This window comes from Romboutsia sp., from assembly GCF_056995035.1.
Genome location: NZ_JBXKIW010000042.1, coordinates 16,459 through 33,442, shown reverse-complemented (window position 1 = coordinate 33,442; position 16,984 = coordinate 16,459). Strand labels below are relative to the sequence as shown.

Annotated in this window: 21 protein-coding genes and 1 pseudogene; 8 read left to right on the top strand and 14 right to left on the bottom strand. The window is 24.6% G+C overall.

The window, feature by feature from the left end; genetic code table 11:
• Positions 1-302 precede the first annotated feature (302 nt).
• The 4 genes from AC11VW_RS05060 to AC11VW_RS05045 all read right to left on the bottom strand — a co-directional run bounded on the left by AC11VW_RS05060 (position 303) and on the right by AC11VW_RS05045 (position 2,647).
• On the bottom strand, positions 303-566 hold the full coding sequence (locus tag AC11VW_RS05060) for a Mor transcription activator family protein (protein WP_484300310.1): 264 nt from the start codon (positions 564-566) through the stop codon (positions 303-305).
• A gap of 117 nt (positions 567-683) precedes the next feature.
• Positions 684-923, bottom strand: coding sequence for a hypothetical protein (locus AC11VW_RS05055; protein WP_484300309.1), 240 nt, complete (start codon positions 921-923; stop codon positions 684-686).
• 30 nt (positions 924-953) lie between these two features.
• Positions 954-1,271, bottom strand: coding sequence for a hypothetical protein (locus AC11VW_RS05050; RefSeq protein ID WP_484300308.1), 318 nt, complete (start codon positions 1,269-1,271; stop codon positions 954-956).
• Positions 1,272-1,357: 86 nt separating this feature from the next.
• Positions 1,358-2,647: a hypothetical protein gene (locus tag AC11VW_RS05045; RefSeq protein WP_484300307.1), complete on the bottom strand. Its 1,290-nt coding sequence runs from the start codon at positions 2,645-2,647 to the stop codon at positions 1,358-1,360.
• A gap of 658 nt (positions 2,648-3,305) precedes the next feature.
• On the opposite strand from AC11VW_RS05045, the gene AC11VW_RS05040 reads away from it, so the two are divergent.
• On the top strand, positions 3,306-3,863 hold the full coding sequence (locus tag AC11VW_RS05040) for a cysteine hydrolase family protein (RefSeq protein WP_484300306.1): 558 nt from the start codon (positions 3,306-3,308) through the stop codon (positions 3,861-3,863).
• Between the two features lie 133 nt (positions 3,864-3,996).
• Here AC11VW_RS05040 and AC11VW_RS05035 read toward each other — a convergent pair whose 3' ends face one another.
• Together AC11VW_RS05035 and AC11VW_RS05030 are read right to left on the bottom strand one after the other, a co-directional pair.
• Positions 3,997-4,206: a helix-turn-helix transcriptional regulator gene (locus AC11VW_RS05035; RefSeq protein WP_484300305.1), complete on the bottom strand. Its 210-nt coding sequence runs from the start codon at positions 4,204-4,206 to the stop codon at positions 3,997-3,999.
• Entirely contained in the window at positions 4,207-4,617 is a 411-nt protein-coding gene (locus AC11VW_RS05030) for a hypothetical protein (RefSeq protein ID WP_484300304.1), read from the bottom strand.
• 308 nt (positions 4,618-4,925) lie between these two features.
• Between AC11VW_RS05030 and AC11VW_RS05025 the strand changes: the two genes are divergently transcribed.
• Positions 4,926-5,702, top strand: a complete 777-nt coding sequence (locus AC11VW_RS05025; protein WP_484300303.1) for an ABC transporter ATP-binding protein — start codon at positions 4,926-4,928, stop codon at positions 5,700-5,702.
• Positions 5,703-5,705: 3 nt separating this feature from the next.
• Positions 5,706-7,310: a hypothetical protein gene (locus AC11VW_RS05020; protein ID WP_484300302.1), complete on the top strand. Its 1,605-nt coding sequence runs from the start codon at positions 5,706-5,708 to the stop codon at positions 7,308-7,310.
• Between the two features lie 403 nt (positions 7,311-7,713).
• Here the strand turns inward: AC11VW_RS05020 and AC11VW_RS05015 are convergent, their stop codons facing one another.
• Entirely contained in the window at positions 7,714-8,250 is a 537-nt protein-coding gene (locus AC11VW_RS05015; RefSeq protein WP_484300301.1) for a DUF4825 domain-containing protein, read from the bottom strand.
• A 328-nt stretch (positions 8,251-8,578) separates the two neighbouring features.
• Here AC11VW_RS05015 and AC11VW_RS05010 point away from each other — a divergent pair, with 328 nt between their 5' ends.
• Positions 8,579-8,743 carry a DUF6440 family protein gene (locus AC11VW_RS05010; RefSeq protein ID WP_484300300.1) on the top strand — a complete coding sequence of 55 codons (165 nt, stop codon included), beginning with the start codon at positions 8,579-8,581 and terminating at the stop codon, positions 8,741-8,743.
• Between the two features lie 64 nt (positions 8,744-8,807).
• Here the strand turns inward: AC11VW_RS05010 and AC11VW_RS05005 are convergent, their stop codons facing one another.
• A complete protein-coding gene (locus tag AC11VW_RS05005) occupies positions 8,808-9,044 on the bottom strand; it encodes a hypothetical protein (protein WP_484300299.1) in 237 nt (78 codons plus the stop codon).
• An 899-nt stretch (positions 9,045-9,943) separates the two neighbouring features.
• Complete coding sequence (locus AC11VW_RS05000; protein WP_484300298.1) at positions 9,944-10,462, bottom strand: VanZ family protein; 519 nt, start codon at positions 10,460-10,462, stop codon at positions 9,944-9,946.
• Positions 10,463-11,254: 792 nt separating this feature from the next.
• On the opposite strand from AC11VW_RS05000, the pseudogene AC11VW_RS04995 reads away from it, so the two are divergent.
• Positions 11,255-11,632: pseudogene (locus AC11VW_RS04995) on the top strand (IS1595 family transposase); the annotation flags it as partial.
• A gap of 122 nt (positions 11,633-11,754) precedes the next feature.
• Positions 11,755-12,054: a TIGR04104 family putative zinc finger protein gene (locus AC11VW_RS04990; protein ID WP_484300297.1), complete on the top strand. Its 300-nt coding sequence runs from the start codon at positions 11,755-11,757 to the stop codon at positions 12,052-12,054.
• 292 nt (positions 12,055-12,346) lie between these two features.
• Here the strand turns inward: AC11VW_RS04990 and AC11VW_RS04985 are convergent, their stop codons facing one another.
• From AC11VW_RS04985 to AC11VW_RS04965, 5 genes are all read right to left on the bottom strand, one after another.
• Complete coding sequence (locus tag AC11VW_RS04985; RefSeq protein ID WP_484300311.1) at positions 12,347-12,610, bottom strand: Fic family protein; 264 nt, start codon at positions 12,608-12,610, stop codon at positions 12,347-12,349.
• 203 nt (positions 12,611-12,813) lie between these two features.
• On the bottom strand, positions 12,814-13,191 hold the full coding sequence (locus AC11VW_RS04980) for a hypothetical protein (RefSeq protein ID WP_484300296.1): 378 nt from the start codon (positions 13,189-13,191) through the stop codon (positions 12,814-12,816).
• A complete protein-coding gene (locus tag AC11VW_RS04975; RefSeq protein WP_484300295.1) occupies positions 13,192-14,007 on the bottom strand; it encodes a ParA family protein in 816 nt (271 codons plus the stop codon).
• Between the two features lie 162 nt (positions 14,008-14,169).
• Positions 14,170-14,445 (bottom strand): hypothetical protein, encoded by a 276-nt coding sequence (locus tag AC11VW_RS04970; protein ID WP_484300294.1) that lies wholly within the window; start codon positions 14,443-14,445, stop codon positions 14,170-14,172.
• A 451-nt stretch (positions 14,446-14,896) separates the two neighbouring features.
• The gene (locus AC11VW_RS04965) at positions 14,897-15,244 is read right to left on the bottom strand and encodes a hypothetical protein (protein WP_484300293.1); all 348 of its coding nucleotides are present in this window, start codon (positions 15,242-15,244) and stop codon (positions 14,897-14,899) included.
• Positions 15,245-15,649: 405 nt separating this feature from the next.
• Between AC11VW_RS04965 and AC11VW_RS04960 the strand changes: the two genes are divergently transcribed.
• Positions 15,650-15,979 (top strand): PadR family transcriptional regulator, encoded by a 330-nt coding sequence (locus tag AC11VW_RS04960; protein ID WP_484300292.1) that lies wholly within the window; start codon positions 15,650-15,652, stop codon positions 15,977-15,979.
• 3 nt (positions 15,980-15,982) lie between these two features.
• On the top strand, positions 15,983-16,735 hold the full coding sequence (locus AC11VW_RS04955; RefSeq protein WP_484300291.1) for a permease prefix domain 1-containing protein: 753 nt from the start codon (positions 15,983-15,985) through the stop codon (positions 16,733-16,735).
• The last annotated feature ends 249 nt before the right edge of the window (positions 16,736-16,984 follow it).

The window sequence follows — 16,984 nt, the reverse complement described above, 5'->3', positions numbered from 1 at the left end:
GGTTGGAAATTCTAAAATTTAGAAAATAGATATATAATGATGGAGCGCCGTATGAGGTGAAAGTCTCACGTACGGTGTGGAGCAGGGGAAAAGATGGAGATAATCTCAAAGTCTTACCTATTGCTATTGGGCTAAGTACAAGTATCAACTCTTTAAGTTCAAATATTAACCAATTAAATAATAAAACAATGTAAAAAAGCTGCATACCCATTAACTGGATAAGCAGCTTTTTTATTAAAAAAAACTAGAACTCAACTGAACAACCATAATACCTTTTTAAATCAACTTTTGTCAATAAAATATTAGGCACTTTTTTTATGTCTGTTTATAATAGCTCTTACATAACTCTCAGACATATCATATTTTACAGCCAACTCTTTATGATTAAATCCATTAAACTGTGATATGATTTCTCTATCACGAGCGTCCTTATATATCATCTTCTCTGTCGGAAAATACACAGATGTCCCTCCAAATTCTTCAAATAGCATCTTAGCTTTATCAAGTCCAATTCTTTCAGCTATATTTTCAAATTGTGGAGGTAAGTCACTTAGTTTTAATTTCATATAAAACATCCTCCTATAAACTCATTTAAGCCACTGCGTGGGCAAATCACTTTATATTGGATATTCTACAAATATTATATTTTTCCTACTAAAAATAATATTATTTTGTTTTAAATATTATTTATCCTGTAAATTTTCATTAATTTTTGATAATAATTCTATAATTTCTCCAAAACCATAAATAAATAATGCAAAGATTACAGACTGAGCTATAGTACCAATAGATCCCAATACCATTGTAAAATTTCTATCTGCTATCATCCATTTTAGCTGTGTTAAAAACATATATGCTCCAAATAATGAACCTACTATTCCTACTATAATACCTACTTTTTTAATGATTTTTTCTATTTTCATATTTTTCTCCTTAAATTGTATTAATCAAATCTATTTTTTATACTTTGAAAAATCAATGACTTGAGCCAATACTTTCTTTTCTTCTTTAACTGATACTTCCTTAGCTCTTCTTTTTTCTAGTCTTTCTATAAATGCAGTCTTAGCTTTATCCATCATTGCAGCATCTAGAACAACTCTTTCTAAACTCTGCTTGTCCAAATAAGTATGAACTCCATCTCCATCCATATCAGGTAATGCATACTCTACATAATCTAACCATATTTCTTCATTACTTAGCTTTCTGTTATAACACTTAAAGTAATAAGTAATACTTCCACTAATCTTTAACCAAAGCTTTTTCTCATCCATAATATCCTCCTAGCCATTTCGTGTCACCCTTTTAAGAAACACAAGACACCACATATTTATAAAGACCCATTTTCTTACGCACCCTTTTATTTCTTTAGTGTAGTTCTAACTTTGCCCTCACTTATATTAAGTTGTTTTCCAATTGCTCTATTACTTAAGCCATTTTCTTTTAATTTTATTATTTGTTGCTTCAAGTCCAGTAGCTCTTTCTGTTTTTTTGTTAAACCTTCTTCATTTCTTCTACTACTTCTTCTCTTTTCATTTTTCCTATCATACTTTTCCTCAGTTCCAATGATAGTTTTCATATGTTTTTGCTCACTACTACTTATCTCTAACCGTTCAATCAAAGTATCATTTTTATACCAATAGCCTTCTTTATCTCTCATACCTTTAGAAACTCGCTTGCATTCTCCACTTCTTCTTCCTTGTTCATATGCTATAAACTTATCTATAGCCTTTGGAATACATCTTAGAATAGCATTTACCTCAGTTTCCTTAAGTGGATCAGTAAATGCATTGTTTAATTCCATAACTATATTTTCAAGTTCATAAGAATCTCTAACATATATACCTTTCCAGTATGCAAAGCAATGTATAATCATGTTTCTAAAGCCTGTCATATCATACTTTCTAAGCTTACATAGAGTTTGTAAGTCATTAGCTCTTTCTATATGTAAGCTATATGAATTAAAAAATCTATTTGAAACAACTCTAGTATCAACTTTTTTAGCTTCTTGCATCTGCAATTGGTGTACTTTAGGCTTATAATTTAAATATTGCTCTCTTAAATCATACATAGAGTACTCTAATTCATTATCAATATATAAAACCTCACAATTAGATTCATTCTTAGAGTTAATAGTTCCAGGTAATCTAAGTACCCTTGCACCATCTGTAGCTTTTCTATCAGCTCCTAAATGCTTTAATTGATAATATATATAATCTTGTAACTCTTGCCATGTATTTAAAGCTCCATATGGAGCATTTTGTATCCTCCAATAAAGATGTATCCCTTGTCCACTATCTGTAATCATAGTAGGCTTTGGGATTTTACCTGCATAATAAAGTTCCCATATCATATAAACAGTTTCAGATTTTTCAAATCCTAATTTATTACAATCCATATCTTGAAATAAAGCTCTGAACTGCCTAATATTTTCTACTCTTCTTTTAGGTAAATACATTGTATTTGGTGCTAAAAATACATCCTTTTCATCATGAAGTACTTCTACAATCTCTCTTAATCCATTATTTTTAGTATTATATATTTTAATAGTTCTTTCACCATTATTATCTTTATCATTTAATTTTAATATTTGTATGTAACCATCTGTACTGTCATCATATAAATGGTCACAAAACTCTGTCATTTGCATAAAAAATACCCCTCTATTTTTAGTTGAAATAATTCGCAAACACGTTGCTCAAATTACACTAAAGATAAGGAGTTCTCTCAGATTACTTCACAAAAATTATTACTTAATGCAAATCAAGTATCTAAAATATGGAAATTAAATTTTATATTATTTTATGCATCAAAATTATTGATATATAAGAATTATTATGATAATATTAATACATAATAACAATATAAAAAATCTCTGATGAGAGTTCTCTCTTATCAAGAGTGTTATAGCAAAAGCTAGGAGTAAGTCGCCAAACTTATTGAACTCCTAGCTTTTTTTTATTCAATTTTCGATTTATTTAATTAAATTTTAACATATTCAGCTATATTAGTATATATTATTCAATCACTTTATAGTTTGCTGCATTTCTCATTTTTCTTAATTACAAGGAAATTATAATGATTAAAAAACTATGAATAACTTATGAATTAAAGTAGTTTCAAGATATTTAGAAATGTAAAAGTGACAAAACTCATGGAAGGTTTAATTATATAAACAATATTGTAAATATATTTTTTAGGAATAGCATTTAATTTACTTACATTATTACTAAGGTTATAATCTGATTATAGTTCATAATTGTTATATATTGTAAAATAAAGACTAATTAATGAAAGGAAATAAGAATATGAGTAACATTGTTTTGTTGATAGTAGATGTTCAAAATGCATTGATTAATGCACACCCTCATAATGAACAAAGAGTAATTGAAAACATTAAAAAACTTATTTTAACTGCGAGAAATAATAAAAAAGAAGTTCTGTATGTACGTCACGATGATGGAAAAGGTACAAAACTTGAAAATGGTACATACGGATGGCAGATTTATGATAAAATATCACCAAATATTAATGAATTAATCTTTGAAAAGCAGTATAATAGTGCTTTTCATAAAACTACTTTAAAGGAATATTTAGATAGCAAGAATATAGATACAATAATACTAGTTGGACTTCAAACAGAATATTGTATTGATGCTACTTGTAAAAGTGCTTTTGATTATGGTTATAAAATCATTATGCCAGAAGAAACAAATACAACTTTTGATAATGATTATCTATCTGGTGAAAAACTTTATGAGTTTTATAACTATAAGATTTGGAATAAACGTTTTGCAGATGTTATATCAGTTGAGGAAGTTATAAAAAATTTAGAAACTAATTTTTATATTAATTGTTGCTTCTGAATCTTATTATATTAATAATCAAAAAAGCAATAATTTTTAATGTTATTGCTTTTTTTTTGTTGTTCAACAAAACATTACATTTTATAAGCAGTCTGTGTATTTACTAAACTTTAAACATAAATTTTAGGGATAGTTATTCTTCATAAATAAATTCAAATAAATTTTCAATTGATGTATTAAAAATTTTTGCTATATCCATAGCTAATTTCAGAGATGGATTATATTTACCATTTTCTAGATGAACTATAGTCTCACGCCTAACACCAACCAATTTAGCTAATTCATTTTGCTTCATAAGAGTTTTTTCTCTATATTCTTTAATATTTGTTTTCAAGATAGGCACTTATCTATAGATCCCCTTTCTGTCATAGTATATAAACAAACATAATCTTAAAATTGTAAGTATAAGTAGAGTTAATGTCAATATCAATCCAAGTATATTAATTGATGTAAATATATATGAAGTTCGAGGAGTTGTAGCAAGCATACTGATTATAGTTATAGCTATAATTATAAACTCCATGCTGATTTTATTTACTTTGGCTAATATGTTTTCAGATAATTCATCATTAATCCCTTTAAATTTCAAGTGGAAAGTGAAAATAATAATTAACGCTATAAGCCAAGCAAATGTTGCATAAGATGAATACGTAGAGTTAAAATAAAGGTCAAATATGGCGCTTAGTAAAAGAAACACCATTGTTAAAACATTAAGAGCAAGTTGTGATTTGATAGTATATTGGTTACTAGACATATAAAGATCCCCCTTATTTAGTGATATATTTATAACTTTGAATGTTATAAATATATCACTAAATAAGAAGGAAGTCTACTATTAATGTTAAATTATGACACCTAAATTATATACATAAAAAGATTAATGCAATTTTTTGAACACCATAATAATGAGTTAGATAAACTTATTATCATGTGTAAATTTCTTAAAATATATGTATACTCTTTTTAAAAAGGACAATAATAAAAATTTTAAAGTAAAATAAACAATATGATATAATTTACATAAAATTACATACAGTTTTAGGACTATTAAGGGGAGAAATTATGGATAAAGTAATATTTATAAAAGATCTAAGGATGAGCTTTGAAGGCAAAGAAGTTTTAAAAGGAATAGATCTAGAAGTAGACAAGGGAAGTATAGTAGGATATATCGGTCCAAATGGAGCAGGAAAAAGTACAACTGTAAAAATAATATTAGGGCTAGTTGAGGGTTATACAGGAGTAGTTAAAATATTTGGAGAAGATATATCCAAGGGAAACGATAAATATAAAAGAAGGATAGGGTATGTACCAGAAGTGGCAGAAACTTATGAAAGTTTAACTGCTAGAGAGTATTTAACATTTATAGGACAACTTTATGGATTAGAATATGATATCGCGGATAAAAAAGCTTATGAATTAATGGATATCTTAGGAATAAAAGACTCTTATAACTCAAGAATTGGATCTTTCTCAAAAGGAATGAAACAAAAGGTAGTTATAATATCTAGTTTAATACATAATCCAGATATACTATTTTTAGATGAACCCCTAAGTGGATTAGATGCAAATAGTGTAATGATAATAAAAGAAATTATGATAAGTCTAAAAGAAGAAGGTAAGACGATTTTTTACTCATCGCATATAATGGAAGTTGTAGAAAAAATAAGTGATAGAATAGTACTACTAAACGATGGAAATATAGTTGCAGATGGTAACTTTGATGATTTAAAAGAAAGTGTACATGAAGAATCTCTAGAGCAAATATTTAATCAACTTACAGGATTTAGTGAACATAAAAAGCTTGCAGAAAAATTTATATCTGTAATAAAAGAGGTGTAGATTATGAATGATTTTATTTCACTAAAGATACTTGATAAATTTAGGTTTTTATATGAAAAACTAGATGTTGACTATGATGATATGAGGTTAATATTAAGGACAAAGCTAACTATAGATTCAAGGAAAACATCTAACTTATTAAATAATCAACAATTGGATGAATCTTCAAATCAATATAAAATAATGCAAATAATATATGCAATTATTGGTTTCTTTATGATGATGATGATAATAAATAGTAAAAATATTTTTGTCTCAATGGCTATCTATTTTTCAATGTTTATGTTTCTTATGCTTACAACATTTATGTCAGATTTTTCATCTGTAATATTAGATATAAAGGATAATGGAATATTAGCTACTAAAGGTATAAGTCTAAAAACATTGAATGCATCTAAAATAACACATATTATGATATATATGATAAGTATAAGTATAGCATTAAGTGGATTTTCATTAATTGCATCAATAAAGTATGGATTAATATTTTCTTTGGTATTCTTAATAGAAATATTACTTGTAGATATTTTTATGATAATCGTATCTGGACTAGTTTATCTACTGATATTAAAATTATTTGATGGAGAAAAGCTTAAAGATGCAATCAGTATTATACAAATAGGGGTTACAATGTTATTTAGTATGGCTTATTTTGTTATTATTAATATAACTGAAAGTGTAAATCTATTTAAAAATATTGATCTAGGTGTAATAAGTTACTTTTTACCACCTTTTTGGTTTGCAGCTCCACTTGAAATAATAGCAACAGGAAATAAAAATGAAACATTATTGATACTTTCTTTTCTAGCTTTAGTGGCACCTGTAATATCGGTTTTAATATATATAAGGCTTGCACCAGTATTTGAAAAAAAACTTCAAAAACTTAATAATGAGGGTTCCAATAAAAATGTAAAAAAGCATAATTTAACAATGAAATTGAGTAAGATTATATGTAAAGATAAAGAAGAAAGAATATTTTTTAATTTTGTTTCTAATATAATAAGAAATGATAGAGATTTTAAATCTACAATATATCCAACTATTGGATCTTATTGTATACTTCCTATTTATATGATTTTTAATAGAAATACAGAAGATATAAGTTCATATATGTATCTATTTTTATATTTTTATGTAATGTCAATTCCTACAATAATAATAGCATTAAAATATTCTAAAAATTACAAAGCATCATATATATATACAACAATACATATAAAAAATAAAATGGCTGTACATAAGGCAGCTATTAAAGCTTGCTTAGTTAATATAATAATACCTCTTTACTTAATTCAAAGTATAATTTTTGTATATTTTTATAAAGTAAGTATAATACAACATCTAATAGTTATATTTTTAGTTAATATATTTATAACTATAATTGCATTTAATATACTCGATAAAAGTATGCCATTTTCTCGTCAAATTAATGTACTTAAAAAAAATGATGCAATAGTAGAAAATTGTTTAATGATTGTTTTAGTATGTATTATGGCAGGTATTCACTTTATTGTTTCGACTTTTGGTACTTTAGCGGTCAATATTTATATGATAGCTATTTTAATAGTAAACATAGCTTTATTTAAATCAGTTTTTAAAATAAAATAATTTAACATCAAATCCAGGAAATTAGTTAACATTATATCATGCTGGATCTTTATATCAATAAAATAAGTGAATGGGTAAATAGGTGAAATTATATGATTGAAGAATATTTTCAGGAATTCTTAGGACAGCTTGTATTGTTCATAGGTATTATAATATATGTAATATATTTAAAAAAAAGAAAAAGATAAAAAAATTACCTAAAATAGGTCACTTCAAAAACTTAAAAACTGTACATGAAAAGGTTGTTTTAATTTCATGTACAGTTTTAATTGTATTATTAATACGTTTAGATATCTCATTAACTTAATTAAATCTGTATACGAAAAGAAATACTTTATTGAACACACAAATAGCCTACAAATAGACTATTTAAATATATAATTATAAATATGGGGATTTATTATTAATTAAAATCATCTTTTATAAAGCTCTCTAAAGATGATTTATTCTGTATTATTTTCTCTAAGTTTACTCCATATTCTTCTTTATGAGCATCTACCAATTCATCTCTTCTGTATGTAATCATTACGCCATCGTTCAAGTCGAAATTTACTATATCTACATTTTCAACAAATGAAAGTATAATCATAGCATTTTTTTTAATTGTATCAGGAAAAGGCGTTGATACTGATGAACCATCTTCAAATTTAATATATGTCTCTTCAAAATCTTCATAATTTATACTTATTTCATATGGTTTAGAAGTTGTTTGTAGTTCAAATCCTTCACTATATATATTAGCAGGTAAATTTGATATTATATTCCCTACAGCCGAGTTATTTCCAACCTTAGAATCCTTATATTTAAGTAGTTCATTTATATTTACTTTTGATTCATTGGAATTTTTTTTGGATTTTATAGTTTTTTCGTATCCAATCAATCCAAAAGATAATACAAGCAGTATTAATGGAACTATTACTTTAAGCTTACTAAATTTCATATACATTCCCCCTTAATTTTATCTATATTATATCAATAATAATTACAGTAAATAAAGTACTCATCCTAAAAAATACATTTAAGGCATATAGTAAAAAGCCCTTATGATTAATTTGTTTGAATTTTAAGGGCTTTTTATTTACTTTATATATTAATTATTCTCTAAAGTGAAATTTTAGGATTAATTAATATATATGAAGAAAAATACATTGTATTCTAATACGAAAAGTAAGTTATTATTAAAATATAAATAAAATTAGTGAAGGTATTGTTTATATTTGGAAAATGGTATAGTATAAGTAAAATAAATTCTGAAAGGATTGTTTGTAATGAAAAAAAGATTTAAAGTTAAGTTAAAAGAACATGTAAGTGGTAGTATAATAAAGATTGTAGTAGATACTAAAACAGGGGTTAACTATATTATTACAAGTGGATTAGGATTAAGTGGAATGTCACCATTATTAGATAAAGATGGAAAAGTAATAGTTGATTAATAAGAGCATATGCTCCTACCTCATTATTCGCAATATAATAAAATTTTGAAGTAATCATATATATTTACTCTATAAATATTCCTAAAAAAACTAATATTCCCCAGGCTAATGTCATGAATGCACTTATAATTGATTTTTTCTTCTTATTATTTTTATACAATTCCCAACATTCTATGGCATTTAGTGTTGCCATTAATAGAGCTAAAATAATAATGAACATTACAAATGTTACTATATCATTAAATAATAATATACCAACAATAACTACTAATATGTGTAATATAGCTTTAATGTATTTCAATAATAGCCCCACCTTACTTATAAGTTCGCAATATATAACAATTGTGAACTTTAATTTTATTATAATATTATTTTTCATTTGTTTGATATATGTACTATTTTTATAAGCTTTTGTCACTTTTCTATTTTCTCAATATATTTATATTACTTTGATCCATAGGTTATACACAGATTTTTAACTATTATAATCCCTTAGTATATAAAAAAGACCAATTATGCAATTAGTCTTCTTTTTACTTTTATTTTCATTATTAAATACATATATCAATATAATTATAGATAGTATGGTATTAAATACAATTATTATATTTTGTGCTATATATTCCATCTTTATATCCATTCTTTATTTTATTGTTATACTAAACCTGAATATACAATTAAAGTTCCTCCTGATGCAGGCTTGGCATAACGAATTAAATTCTCCAATATCGTACAAAAAAATTAAAAACATATTATTTTTTGTTTTCTGTAAATAGATGATATATTTATTTGCGCTAAATTCTAATTTGAAATAATGCGAATTTAAGATTTCCCTATATCGTGAAAATGTACATATTAAATAATAAATTTTAAACTAATCAAAATATAATTTATTATTTAAATCAAAATATAAATCTTTTAAAAATTCATTGCATAAATTATATTTTAATTCATCATATAATTTATATATACTTACTTTCTTCTATTTCCCTTATTTTTATTCCTTTTATCGTACTCTTTAACTTTCTTATTTATATCAAAATCTTTAGGTAAATTCTCTTTAGTAGCATTAATAGTAGTCTCTAAAATATTCATAATAGTTTTATTAACTGTAGTATTTTTAGCCTGTGAAATTGCCTTTAAAAGATTTAAATCTTCTTCTTTGAAATAAACAGATATAGCAGTTTTCTTTAAAAGTATCTAATTATATATAAATATTCCTATTACTATAATTCCAACGGGTATCATAACACCTGTACTACAAATAGTAATGAAATTTTTCACTTTGGTATTATCTATGAAAATCTTTTTAATTACCATATAAATACCGATACCAATAATTCCACCAATAGTATTCGTAATAATATCAGTTATATCACTAGCACCTATCCCTATTATATACTGGCTACACTCAAATATAAAACTTATTATAGCCATTATACATATACTTTCAGATATTTTTATATCCTTAATTATTATATTTATATAAATTCCCAATGGCATAAATAAAATCATATTACCGAATATATCTAACTTATTAAAGTTGCCTTTAAGTATATCATTAAATGGAATTAAGTTAAGTGTTCGTGAAAAATACCTATCTTTACTAAATATTTCTAATGGAGATACATACTTAAATGGAATATTCCATAGAACAAACAATATGTAAAAAACAAACCCCATAATAAATAAACTGTTAATTACTTTTTTCTTATTCATTTCAAAATCTCCTTATTTAAGTTTTTTATACAATATACAATAATTGTAAACTATGGTTTTATAGTAGCATTAGTAACAATCTAAGTAAATTAAAATACTATTCCGAAAAAAACATTTAAGATACTCTTTACATAAATAGATATTTTTAAATTTTTCTCCCTTTTACATTTTCTAAATATATTGAGATTATTTTAATTCATAGGTTTTCCATAGATTTTAAATCAATATAATTTTCTTGTAATTTAAAATTTCTTAAGATGATTCATAACTTAAATTATCTTAAGAATTAATATATAAATCATTTTTAAATTCATTATCTAATTATATATAAATAAGTATCTATACTTTTATCTACTGCATATACTACTAAATTAACTAAAATTATTCTTAGATTAGATATATTAAAGTGTTATAATACAATAAAAATGTGTAAGTTTAATTGAAATATATATTAATAAAAATGCATTTCAAGAAAGAAGGTTTTTTATGTACGATCTATTTTTCAAAGAAGGGTTATTAGCATATGTTGAACTTTGTGTTTTGATTGTATTATTTACATATTGTTTTTATAAAAAAAGAAACTTTTTTATAAAAAACTATGCTTCTAAGCTAAATACTTTATTAAAAGTTATTATATTCATATCTATAAGTATTTTTAACGTTATTGTGTTAGCATTTTTATATTGTAATAATGTACACTGGATAATTGGTGTTGCTTATAATGCTCTAAGTATTACATTAAATATCGTTCTTTCAATTGCTATTTTCTTTTATAAAAAAGTTTAATTTATTAAAATAGGGGGATTCTTTGATGGAAAATTAGGAGAAGATGTTACTTTTGTAGTTGATAGCCATAAGTCATATGTAGGTATAAAGAAAGACCTAAATGTGGAATTAAAACAAGTTCCTAGAGGCAAATCAATGATAGACAGTGTTTATCACCTCCAACATGTTAATTCCCTTCACAGTGGCGTTAAGAGATGGTTAATGCCTTTTAATGGAGTGTCTAGCAAGTATATCTCGAATTATTTGGCTTGGTTTAAATTTCTTCAATTAAGCAAGAAGAATAAGAAGACTGACCGAATCAAAGACATGCTAGTGAATGTAGCTACTAAAGATACATATATAACTAGAGCTACTATTAGAAATAGATTCATTGAGTTAACTTAAAACAAGGAATTACACTTCAATTTAATAAAACTATTTTGCAATTGAAAAATAATTAAATATTGTGTATGATATAATCAAAATTTGCAATTGTTATATTTTATAAAGATTATTTATAATAGGGGGTGATAAGTTTGAAAAATTGTATTGAATGTAATCATAAATTTACGTTTAATGATAGGTTAAAAAGTATTTTAAATTTGAGAGGATATTTGAAATGTCCAGAATGTAACTCGACATATAGACCTAAAATAAATGTATATAGGGGAATATATATTTTTTTAGTTCTAAATATATTCAATATGCTATATCATAACACTATTTTAAAACCCAATATGTTAAATTTTATATTTATTGTAGTTCCAATGTTACTTTTGTTTGATGTTTTACCTCATAGATGGCATAAATATACAAAGATTAATTAAAGTTTTTGAATTATGTATAAACAATTTTGTTATATTACGAACAATTTATAGTAAATTAGATAGATAACCATATCTTAGGTTTCAATATATTGAAAATACTAATGTGTGGTTATTTTTATGCTCTAATTAGCACTAAGTAAGCTAACATAGCCTAATTAAATTATAACCTTAGTATTAATTAAATCAAATTAAGTAATATTCCGTAAAAATACATTCGATATTTTAAAATTCTTAAGATGATTTATAACTTGAATCATCTTAAGAATTAATATATAAATCATTTTTAAATTCATTATCCAATTATATATAAATAAGTATCTATACTTTTATCTACTGCAGATGCTACTAAATTAATAAAATCATCTATATTCCCTTGTGTAGATGATTTTTCTAAAGCTTTCATGTATTCTTCTCTATCATCTGTTTTGATAACCGTTATAGGATATCCATTTCTCATTAAAATCAAATTCATAAGTAATCTTGCACTTCTTCCATTACCATCAATAAATGGATGTATATATACATATCTAAAATGAAACTCTGCTGCAAGCGCTATATAATAAAATCTAAATTCATTCTAATTTGAAATAATGCGAATTTAAGATTTCCCTATATCGTGAAAATGTACATATTAAATAATAAATTTTAAACTAATTAAAATATAACTTATTATTTAAATTAAAATATAAATCTTTTTATAATTTTTTTAAAATTTATTGTATAAATTATATTTTAATTCATCATATAATTTATGCATACTTACTTTCTTCTATTTCCCTTGTTTTTATTCCTTTTATCGTATTCTTTAACTTTCTTATCTATATCAAAATCTTTAGGTAAATTCTCTTTTGTAGTATTAATAGTAGTCTCTAAAATATTCATAATAGTTTTATTAACTGTAGTATTTTTCGCCTGTGAAATTGCCTTTAAAAGATTTAAATCTTCTTCTTTGAAATAAACAGATATAGCAGTTTTCTTTATAGATTTTTCTTCTTCCATATCTAATAAATTTATACCACCTGAAACTAAAATATCTTTTTCAAACTTAGTTTTTAATTCATTATCAACTTTATCTTTATAACTTTTTTTAGTTATTTTTACTTCATCACAATCATCTATAAATTTTTCTAATCCCATTTATAACACTTCCTTTTCAACTAATTCATTTATAAATCCATTAAACTCATCTCTAATTTTATGAGCCTTTTTTGTCTTTTTTAAATAATCATCTATATCCATTTTATTTAAAATAGCATTTTTAACTATTGTAGTATCACTAATTTTAGTTTCTAATAAGTCACTTTTAATATCTTTAAAAGTATCTAAGTAATCATTAAATATGTCTCCAGAAGATAATTTTCTAGTTGTATGTGAGTTTATAACAACAGCTCTTTTTGCTTCATTAACCATTTCCATTTCTTCTAGGTCCTGATTAAACTTTTGATAGAATAACTCACATCCTCTTATACTTGCTATATCTTGATATTCAAGTGGAGTTATAATTGAGTCTGATATTAACATAAAGTTTCTAGCAATAAGATCATATGAAGGTGATAGATCTATAAATATATAATCATAACTTTTAAGAGCATTTATATTACCCTTAAACCATCTCCATACAGCTTTTTCACGATTGGTTTTAGTTGTTAAAAACTCTGATAATACTGATAAACTTAAATCACTTGGTATTAGATCCATGTTTGGATATTCTTCCATAGGAGAGTTAATTATAACTTCTTCTGCGCTAGAATTATCTGTAAGTGCTTCAAACATAGTCTTATTATTATGTACTATCTTGTACATAAATTGAGTTAAATTAGCTTGAGTATCTGCATCTATTATTAATATTTTTTTACCTTTTTTACTTAATTTTATTGCAGTTAATATTGTAAGCGTAGTTTTACCTACTCCACCCTTAACATTGAAAAAACTTACTATTTTCAATGTAATCACATCCTTTATATTATAATTTATATCTTAAATTATATCATAATTTATTATTAAAATCATGTTATAATTCTATTTATAATTTTGAAAATATTCTAATTAGATATTAGTCTATATTATCATAAAAAAATAGGAGCATCTGCTCCTACCCCTTTAGTTCGTACTATATTAAGATTGTTCATCAGTTTTATTATATAATGTATATCCACTAAGCAAAGTTCCTAATCCACCTAATAATGAGATAACTATGCCACAAGCACTAAAAGACTCTATATAAGATTTAATAATTAATTGATACTCTGCTGTATCCATTCCTCCACCTTGTATTAATATATTTAATGCAATACTTCGTCCTATTGATACTGACGAAAATATTAATATTAAACCTATTATAAAAATAATAGCCATAACCACTAAAGACTTCTTTGCAATTTCATCTTTCATATTATCCTCCCATTTTTTGTTTCGTATTATATAACAATTGTGAACTTATTTTTATTGTAGCATTCACTCATTATACAATCTATACTTACAACCTTTTTGTCACTTTTTATTTTCTTGAATATATTGATATTGCTTTAATACACAAGTTTTCCACATATTTTTAATTAATATAATTTCTTTGTAATTAAAAATATGACCTAAATAGGTCACTCTAAAAACTAAAAAAACTGTTCATAAAAATGTCACTTTTATTTCATGTACAATTTTAATTATATTATCAATACGTTTATATATTTTATTGGTTAAATTAAATATGTTTATGAAAATATATGTTTTTTGAACATAAAAATAGGAGCATATTGATTTGCTCCCTTTATATTTTAAATATATTAATATTGTTCATTTAATCCGCTCTGCAAATTGGAATTTAACGAACTTATTTTTGACTTTTCTAATGTAATATAAATGAGTTAATCATTCCAACCAATAATAAACCAAACATAAAAGTCGCACAACTCACACAAATTATTCCAGGAACAAATATAATTATCCTATTTCTTTTAGGATGGTAACTATTTTTAATTTCATAAACCTTATACACTACATAACATGCAATTACCATTGGAATAGCTCCAAATGCAAGTAACATAAACGCTTCTTCATATAGTTGAGAAGGAAGCATTGCATCTGGATTAATAATAATATCTGAGCGTGATAAATATATAATACTTAGAAGTAATGTAATACAAGTACCTATAGAATAAATAACTCCAAATATTATTTTCGATATCTTCTTCATATATGCCTCTCCTACCAATCTCTGTCTAATTTACATAATAATACAATTCTTCTTAATTGAAAATATACCATAGGCCATATTAAAGTGTCAATTTTTAAAACATGGCACTTTAAGGTTATCAATGTGACACTTTTAAGGCTTTTTATAAATACAGTAAAGACTAGTAAAGGTCATTTTTAGCAACGGACGCAGTCGTTGGCGATATGACCGAAGGGAATTTTTCTGTACTAAACTATTCTATTCTTAAAAAAATAAAGACAGATTCCTTTACCTTTAAGAGATATATGTTAAAGAAACACTTTTATCAATAATTAAAGTTAACACTTGCATTACGAGGTACTATAGTTTACTATAAATATATAATTACATCGTATAGTGATGTATAGAGTATAAGGAGGTGAAATCATGGAACTAAACAAAGAAGTTTTAAAAGGACATATAGACACATTGATATTAGCAATTTTAGATACAAAAGACTCATACGGTTATGAAATAGCCAAAATAGTCAGAGAAAAAACAACCTTTGAGTTAAAAGACGGTACAATGTATGTATCATTGAAACGTCTTGAATCTAAAGGATTGATAAAATCTTACTGGGGGAATGAACAAGGAGCAGGGAGTAGAAGAAAATATTACAATATAACTGATGAAGGTAAAAAATCTCTAGATATAAAGATACAAGAGTGGGATTTTGTCCAAAATATTATGAATCAATTTTTAAAGGGGAGACGATAAAATATGAAAATAATTGATGAATACTTAAAGACATTATACAAAAATGATAAAAGTAAAGAAATAAAAGAATTAAAAGAAGAGTTAAGAGAACACTTAATAACCTCAACCAATGAATTTATTTCTCAGGGATATAGTGAAGAGGACTCTCAACGTGAAGCTATAAAACAATTTGATGGTGGAACTGAGATGTTAAAAGAATTACACAAAACACTTAAAGAAACTAAAAGTATCTATAATAAACTGAATAAAAAAATGATAAATATATTTAGAAATATCTCTATAATATCATTAATAGTGGTTTTATCAACTATGTTATATGCTGAAAGATTAAATAGTAACATTCTATATATAAGTAATATGCTAACTGCTACAATAAAAAATATTGTATATGAAAAAGACATATACAACTCAAAAACATATGAAAATGAATTAGAACAATTGTTAAAAACTAAAGAGTTTAAGGATGTAAGAAATCTTAATATTTCTCTAAACGCTAAACCAAATAATATGGGTCAATCTGTATATAGTTATACTGATAAAATTAATCAAACTAACTCTCTTACTCGCCTTGGCTGGAGTACTGTAGGTGAGACTTCAAAAGGAGATAGAGCAGGTTTTGACGTTGATATAGATTATAGACCAATGATAAGAGCTAATATTGTTCATGGGTCTGCTATATGTGTTGGATTAATATCTATTGTAGTATATATAGCATCATTAGTAATGTTTAGGCTTAAAGTAAAAAGAGGTATGTAATATATAATCTTAAACTCTAGAAAATGTACATATTTCACAAGCTTACTTTTAAATTAAGCCATATATCTAAATAGCCAATTTAAATAGAAAGTTTAATATTAATTTGATTATAAGAGGTGTGTATTATTCTGTTTACATATCTCTTTTTTAAGTATTGTTAGAACTGTTTTAAATTTATATTTTAACAAATGTATAGTATAATAGATTACATATATAAGATATTAATGCTGAGCAATCTTTAATAGTATC